The 7983-nt window shown below is 50.9% G+C and carries 6 protein-coding genes; all 6 read left to right on the forward strand.

From position 1 onward, the window contains the following. Nucleotides 1-152 precede the first annotated feature (152 nt). The 6 genes from ACN0WV_RS19310 (at nucleotide 153) to ACN0WV_RS19335 (ending at nucleotide 7744) form a co-directional block, all read left to right on the forward strand. Nucleotides 153-1037 (forward strand): carbohydrate ABC transporter permease, encoded by an 885-nt coding sequence (locus ACN0WV_RS19310; RefSeq protein ID WP_417607870.1) that lies wholly within the window; start codon nucleotides 153-155, stop codon nucleotides 1035-1037. Between the two features lie 2 nt (nucleotides 1038-1039). Next, nucleotides 1040-1951: a carbohydrate ABC transporter permease gene (locus ACN0WV_RS19315; RefSeq protein WP_417607871.1), complete on the forward strand. Its 912-nt coding sequence runs from the start codon at nucleotides 1040-1042 to the stop codon at nucleotides 1949-1951. A gap of 33 nt (nucleotides 1952-1984) precedes the next feature. Further along, on the forward strand, nucleotides 1985-3127 hold the full coding sequence (locus tag ACN0WV_RS19320; protein WP_417607872.1) for an ABC transporter ATP-binding protein: 1143 nt from the start codon (nucleotides 1985-1987) through the stop codon (nucleotides 3125-3127). Nucleotides 3128-3154: 27 nt separating this feature from the next. Next, nucleotides 3155-4435, forward strand: coding sequence for an ABC transporter substrate-binding protein (locus tag ACN0WV_RS19325; protein WP_417607873.1), 1281 nt, complete (start codon nucleotides 3155-3157; stop codon nucleotides 4433-4435). Between the two features lie 178 nt (nucleotides 4436-4613). Beyond that, the gene (locus ACN0WV_RS19330) at nucleotides 4614-6251 is read left to right on the forward strand and encodes a hypothetical protein (RefSeq protein ID WP_417607874.1); all 1638 of its coding nucleotides are present in this window, start codon (nucleotides 4614-4616) and stop codon (nucleotides 6249-6251) included. A 32-nt stretch (nucleotides 6252-6283) separates the two neighbouring features. Continuing rightward, nucleotides 6284-7744: an EmmdR/YeeO family multidrug/toxin efflux MATE transporter gene (locus ACN0WV_RS19335; RefSeq protein ID WP_417607875.1), complete on the forward strand. Its 1461-nt coding sequence runs from the start codon at nucleotides 6284-6286 to the stop codon at nucleotides 7742-7744. Nucleotides 7745-7983 lie beyond the last annotated feature (239 nt).

Here is a 7983-nt window from a genome sequence, read left to right on the forward strand (position 1 = left end):
TGTTAACCAAAAAAAATAACTCCGATCACATTTATCGTTTAACTCTGTAGAATTTCATTATTTATCTGCGTTAAATGAATTTCATAAGCTAAAAATTAGAGTCAAAAAATGAATTCTTGTTTAGCAAAAAATAAACTAACGAGGACGATAAAATGTATGAAAGTCGTAAGCTAGGATTGGCGTACCTATCTCCCTACATCATAGGGTTGATTGTGTTTACCGCCTTTCCTTTTGTTTCGTCATTTTTGATGAGTTTTACCGATTATGACCTAATGACCTACCCCAGATTTGTCGGCATCGAGAACTATCGTTACATGCTCACAGAGGACGATTTATTCTGGAAATCAATGGGCGTAACCTTCGCGTACGTTTTCTTGACCATTCCAGTCAAATTAGCGTTTGCGCTGTTTATAGCCTTTATCCTGAACTTTAAGCTCAAGGGTATCGGCTTTTTCCGCACCGCTTACTATATTCCGTCGATTCTCGGCAGCAGCATTGCGATCGCTGTTCTGTGGCGCGCTCTGTTTGCCATCGATGGTGTGTTAAACGGCATGCTGGGCTTTATTGGCATCGACCCGGTCAACTGGCTTGGCGAACCCTCGTTTGCTCTGTTCTCGATCACGCTACTGCGAGCATGGCAGTTCGGGTCAGCGATGGTGATCTTCCTCGCGGCTCTGCAGAACGTGCCGCAATCTCAGTATGAAGCGGCCCTGATTGACGGTGCCAACAAGTGGCAAATGTTCATGAAAGTGACCGTGCCATTGATCACGCCTGTGATTTTCTTCAACTTCATCATGCAAACCACGCAAGCCTTCCAGGAGTTCACGGCGCCTTACGTCGTCACTGGCGGCGGCCCAATGAAGTCGACGTATCTAATCTCACTCTACATCTACGAAACTGCGTTTAAGTTCTTCGACATGGGCTACGGCAGCGCGCTTGCTTGGTCGCTGTTTATTGTTGTAGCGATTTTCACCGCCATCACATTCCGTTCATCAAAATACTGGGTGTTTTATTCCGGTGACAAGGGAGGTAAATAATCATGTCTACAACCATCACTGTTCAAAACGAGGCCAGCGAAATCCGCGCCAGTAACGTCGAGAATGAACGCACACTGCGCCGTGAAAAGATCAACGCCACTATTCGCTACACCGTGTTAATCATCGTCGGCATTATGATGCTCTACCCCTTGCTGTGGATGTTCTCCGCCGCCATGAAACCCAACCATGAAATATTCTCTTCCATGAGCCTAATTCCCAGCGAATGGAGCCTAGAAGGATTCATTAACGGTTGGAAAACCGGTACCGAGTTCACCTTCAGCCACTACATCATGAACACCTTTTTGTATGTGCTGCCAAAAGTGTTCTTTACCGTAGTCTCCTCCACCATCGTCGCTTACGCCTTCGCCCGCTTTGATATTCCGTGGAAGAAGTTTTGGTTCGCGACCTTGATCGCCTCCATTTTGCTGCCTCAGTCGGTGCTGCTGATTCCTCAGTATTTAATGTTCCGTGAAATGGGTCTGCTAGACAGCTACTTACCGCTCTATCTACCACTGGCCTTCGCCACTCAAGGTTTCTTCGTCTTTATGTTGGTGCAATTCCTGCGCGGCGTACCCACCGATATGGAAGAAGCGGCGATGATTGACGGCTGTAACTCTTTCCAGGTGTTGTGGTACGTCGTGGTTCCGGTGATTCGCCCGGCCATCATCTCGGTGGCGCTGTTCCAGTTCATGTGGTCGGTGAACGACTTCCTGGGCCCATTGATCTACGTATCGAGCGTCGAGAAGTATCCGATTGCCCTAGCTCTGAAAATGTCTATCGACGTCACTGAAGGTGCGCGATGGAACGAGATTCTGGCTATGGCATCGATCGCCATCATCCCATCGATCATCGTGTTCTTCATGTCTCAGAAATATTTCGTGGAAGGCGTGACCAGCAGTGGCATTAAAGGCTGATTTTGGAATTAAACAGGTTTTGGAGTTAAAACAATGGCTGAAGTCAAATTCAACAAACTGGAAAAAGTCTATTCCAACGGATTCAAAGCAGTACATGGCATCGATCTGACCATTCTTGACGGAGAGTTTCTGGTGATCGTCGGCCCGTCGGGCTGTGCCAAATCCACCACGCTGCGCATGCTAGCCGGCCTGGAAAACATCACCGGTGGCGAAGTCACCATCGGCAACAAGATTGTGAACAACCTGCCACCGAAAGATCGCGGCATCGCGATGGTGTTTCAGAACTACGCGCTGTACCCGCACATGACCGTGCGCGAAAACCTCGGCTTTGGCCTCAAGCTGCAAAAGCTACCGAAGACAGAAATCGACCAACGTGTGAATGAGGCCGCCAAGGTCCTGGAGATCGAAGATCTGCTTGAACGTCTGCCGCGCCAGTTGTCTGGAGGTCAAGCGCAACGTGTGGCAGTGGGCCGCGCTATCGTGAAAAAGCCGGACGTCTTCCTGTTCGACGAACCACTTTCTAACCTCGATGCCAAACTTCGCGCTTCCATGCGTGTGCGTATTTCGGATCTGCACAAGCATCTGAAAGCGGAAAATCGTCCCGCGACCGCGGTGTACGTCACGCATGACCAAACCGAAGCCATGACCATGGGCGATCGCATCTGCGTGATGAAACTCGGTGAAATCATGCAAGTCGACACGCCGGAAGAGTTGTACAACAACCCGGTCAATATGTTCGTCGCCGGTTTCATCGGTGCACCAGAAATGAACCTGCGCGACGTTACGCTGGATGACATCGACGGCGAGTTAGTGGTGTCGCTGGAAGGTCAACACCTCACTCTGCCTGCGAATAAAGCCACCAGCATCAAAGCCACTGGTTATCGCACAACCGTACTCGGCATTCGCCCGGACAACATCACGCTAGCGCTCACCGACGATATTCCCGAAGGTGTGCAAGCGCTGACTGGCGATGTGATTCGCATGGAAAACATGGGCCACGAAGTGTTTGTTTACTTCCGAGTCGGCAAAGAAGAGTTCACTGCTCGTGTGCCGATCGACGATGTGAAGGCCAAGCTCAACATGGAATTGAAACGCGGTGTGACCTTCATGGTGGACATGAACAAAGCACACATTTTCGACAAAGAAACCGAAAAGAACATCTCGCTAAAAAAATAAAATAGCTTGGAGGCTAACCCTATGAACATGAAGAGAACACTGCTATCAACGCTGACTGCGCTCGCACTCGGTGGCATGGCTGCCAATGCCTACGCGCAAACTGAACTGCGTATGTCCTGGTGGGGTGGTAATGCCCGCCACCAGGCAACCTTGAAAGCGCTGGAAAAATTCCACGAAAAATACCCGGATATCGTCGTCAAAGGGGAATACACTGGTTGGGATGGTCACTTATCTCGCCTGACCACGCAAATTGCAGGCAACACTGAGCCAGATGTGATGCAAACCAACTGGAACTGGCTGCCCATCTTCTCCCGCGATGGCGGTGGCTTCTACGACATGAACCAGAACAAAGATTCGTTGCAGGTGGCTCAGTTCCCGCAGCAGGCCATCAACATGACTTCCGTTGACGGCAAAATCAACGGTCTGCCTGTGAGCATGACCTCTCGCGTGTTCTACTACAACAAGGATATCTGGGCGAAAGCGGGCGTGGGCTATCCGAAAAGCTGGGATGATCTGATGAATGCAGGTCAGGCATTCAAGCAAAACCTCGGCGACGGCTACTACCCATTGGTGATTGAAGCGCGTGACGTGTTTGCAATGAACCGTTCTCTGTTCATTCAAAAACATGGCAAAGACATCATCAGCCACGACACCAACCTGCTGGCGTTCAGCGACAAAGAGATGACCGAGTTTTTCCAGCTGTATGTGGATCAGGTTAAAAACCACGTGTTCCCGTCTACCAAAGAGTTCTCTTCTTACGGCAAGGGCAACCTGTACGAAATGCGTCCTTGGATCGACGGCCGTTTTGGCGGTATCTACATGTGGGATACCGCGGTTGAGAAATACGCCGACAACCTGCAGCCACCGATGTCACTAGAGTTAGGTCCCTATCCAATGACAAACAATGCTGTAGAAACTGGCTTGCTGGCTCGACCATCGATGATGTTCTCTATCGGCCGTAATACCAAACACCCTCAAGAAGCAGCGAAACTGGTGAACTTTCTGCTCAACGATCCTGACGGCGTCAAAGCTCTCGGGCTGACTCGCGGCATCCCAATGAGCCAGTCTGGTCTGTCGACACTGCAACAAAGCGGCCACATCAACCCGAACAGCCTGTCGTTCCTTGGCTACGAGCAGGCGAAAGCGCTGCCTCAGAGAATCATGCCTACCACCTACACCGATAATGCGCAATTAATGGAACTATTCAGCGAGGAGATGCAACATCTTGACTATGGCCAGTCCAGCGTCGAAGAAGCCGCGAAAAACTTCCTGCGACGCGGTAACCGTGTATTGAAACGCATGAATTAACCATGCACTTGATATCAGAACCTTTTTTGGGGTGTTTTTGACGCAGAAGTACTGAGTCGCCATGGATAAGTAGCTCGCATAGCACAAGCCGCTTCCCCCTATGCGACTCACTCGAATCCATCATCCGTTACTGCTGCGCGGAACTTCTTATTCCCAGACACTAAAATGGAGTGGCACTATGGCTTTCACCCGATATTCTCATCTCCCGTTACTGATTGATTACTATCAGCGCCTGTTGCAACTGGCGACCTCTCCGACCTCGCCGCTGCTAGCCGATGGTATTGATATCCAAACCTTGCAGACAGTCCACTGGACATACCCGGATGGCCAGCGCGTACCGATGAGCAATTTCGCCAGCCAGCAGAATTTTCTACGTGGTCTGACCGCGCTCAGTACCCTCACTCAAGACCCAAGCTTTGATAAGCAGGCGCGCCATATTACAGCCTATTTTCTCGATCATTACGTCGATGATGCCAGCGGCCTATTTCACTGGGGTGGCCATCGATTTATTCATTGGCAAAACGGCAATATTGAAGGCCCGGCCAGCAAAGAGTGCGTGCACGAGCTCAAACATCATTTCCCTTTCTATACTTTTTTGCATCAGGTCAATCCAGCGAAAACCGAAACGTTTCTCAAAGGTTTCTGGGCGGCGCACGTTTCCGATTGGGAAAAGCTCGATCTCAGCCGTCACGGAGAATATGGTCAACACTTTGATCCTGAGCTGTTTAGTCGCCACCATCCGCAGCCTGTGGTTGACACAGCGCTCTGGCCTACACTGCCCGAAACAGTTGGTCTGACATTTGTTAACGCCGCCACCGATCTTATCTACGCCGCCAGTCATTATTTCCACTACACACAAGACGAAGATGCCAAGAGTTGGGCAAAGCATCTTTATCAGCAGTTTGTTCTGGCGCGTCACCCACAAACAGGCATGCCGGTGTATCAGTTCTCTTCGCCATTGCAACGTCAGCCGATTCCGGACGACGACACTCTAACTTACTCTTGGTTTGGCGATCGGGCAAAACGCCAGTTCGGCCCTGAATTTGGCGAGATTGCCCGTGAAGCCAATGTGCTGTTTCGCGACAGCTGGCCGGTAGTGGTCGATAATCCGCTAGCGATCCTCGAATGCGCTAAGCTGCTGGATGAACCGCAGATGTGCCAGTGGGCGATTGAAGGCATCACGGCATATTTTGCCCATGCCTGGGATGAAACCAACAACCGAATGATTCCGATGTGGAACAGCGGCGAAGACATGACTGGCTATACGTTTGTGCGCGACGGTTACTATGGCGATAAAGGCACAACTTTGGCCAGACAACCGACCGACCCTGCCTATCTGCTTACTCTGATCCGTGCCAGCCTGCAAAGTGAAGACGCTATGCTGCGTGATCTCACCGTGCGCATGTGGAAACGCTTCGGTTTGGGAGAGCTCAATGCAGCAAACTTGCACGCGATACATGTGGCCAAGCAGACGACGCTGGCTTCAGCTTATCTGCTCATGGCAATCCTTGAGCTTCACGCTACCAGTCAAGATGAAAGATTGCTGCGTTTAGCCGACGATGTCGCAGAAAATCTGCTGCATCAGCACTATCATGCTGGCTTCTTCTTACCCGGACCGCAGCATCGTTATGTACGACTCGATGATCCACTGCCTTATGCGTTGCTGGCTCTTGAAGCGGCTCATCTGGGTATATACGCCGACATTCCCGTGATGATTTCCAAAGGTGGCTACCTACACGGAGAGCGCCTCGTAGGCAATGTCATCAAAACGGTGTACGACTACGACGTCATTTACAATCAGACGTCAGCGGCCTGAACGCTCTTCTCTTTTATTGATGGAAGTGAATTTTGTCTGACAGTTTTTCTTCAGAAGCGGAGCCGGTTGCCCGACCTGACTCCGAACCGCCTTGCTCCCAAACGCCAAAGCGACGCTGGCGTATGCGCTATCGTCATCGCGTATTAGTTCAGCGCAGTATTCTGCCTTTTACCTGGCCTATTCTGGTTGAGTTGGTCTGCGTGGTGTTAATGGGGATCGTCAGCACCATTCTGGTCAGCCGGATTGGTAAAGATGCCACCGCCGCTGTAGGCATCACCGACAGCGTGACCTACATTATCCTGTCACTGCTCACGGCGATCGCGCTCGGCGGATCGGTATTGATTGCTCAGGCCTTTGGTCGCCGGGATCGGCAAAAAGCACTGTTTGGTGCCAATCAGGTGATGAACCTCGGCGTGTTGGTCAGCTTAGTCTGCTGCGTGGCGATGTTTCTGTTTGCCGGGCCCATTCTGACGGTGGTGGCCTACGGCGCAGAGCCAGAGGTAATAGCGCTTGCCGATCAATACCTCAAGATGATTGCACTAAGCTATCCGGCACTGGCGATCACGCTCTCAGGCAGTGGCATTTTGCGCGCGGTAGGCAATTCACGCTCGCCCGCAACGACCAATATACTGATGAATATCCTCAATATCGTCATCAGCTACCCATTGATTTACGGCATTGAAGCCCTGCACTGGAGTGGCTTGGGGATGCTAGGAGCAGGGATTGGTATCAGTGCTGCTCGCTGGATTGGTGCGGGAATGATTCTGTTTGTGCTCACTCACAACAGTTCGCTGCGCGTGCCAGCCAGTGAATTTCTCAAACCGTTCAGCCGTTTAATCCTCAAAGAAATCTTGGTCATCGGCGTACCTGCCAGCATCGAGTCGCTAATGTTTAACATTGGCAAACTCATTACACAAATCATGGTCGCAGGCATGGGCACGATTGTCATGGCGGGTAACGTGGTCACTTTTTCCGTCCTGCTGTTTATCAATATTCCCGGCAATGCGTTGGCCATGGCTGCAACGGTGCTGATTGGCAAGCGCCTTGGTCAGAACCAGACCCGAACCGCGCGACTGGAAATGCAACTGATCCTCTGGCTGTCAACCGCAGCGTTGATCGTGTTGGGCATTATGACCGTGCCATTTGCCGATCAAATTGGCGCGATTTACACCGATGATCCGGCGGTGATTGACGTAGTAGTCAATCTTATCTATCTCAATGCGCTGATGATGCCTATTTGGGCGGCTTCATTCGTGCTACCTGCTGCGTTTAAAGGCGCCAAAGATGTGAAGTACAGCATGTGGACGGCGATCCTCAGCATGTGGGGATGCCGGATTGTGCTTGGCTATCTGCTGGGTATCTATGCACAGCTGGGAATCTACGGAATCTGGCTTGGTATGTTTGCCGACTGGTGGTTGCGCGGTTCCCTCTATTTATATCGTATGCTCAGCCGTCGTTGGCTCAACGTCTACCTCACCAACAGGGATAACTAAACCCGTTCTAAGCTGACGGCGTCTCGGGACGCCGTCACTTTTTAATCGCTTTCGCACACCAAAGTACACGACTTCGCGTATTCTAAACAAAGAGCTGACGATACCGAAGCCGCTGTGACTCACTCTCATTTCACTCGAACCGCTTTATTTGGATCACTTCAGATGATCGTAGAGCGGTTACTTTTTCAGTCATCCAATCATGATAAAGCCTTGCGGTACAATCGCTTAGTCAATATTAA

It is taken from the genome of Primorskyibacter flagellatus (genome assembly GCF_048268605.1).
GTDB lineage: Bacteria > Pseudomonadota > Alphaproteobacteria > Rhodobacterales > Rhodobacteraceae > Primorskyibacter > Primorskyibacter flagellatus.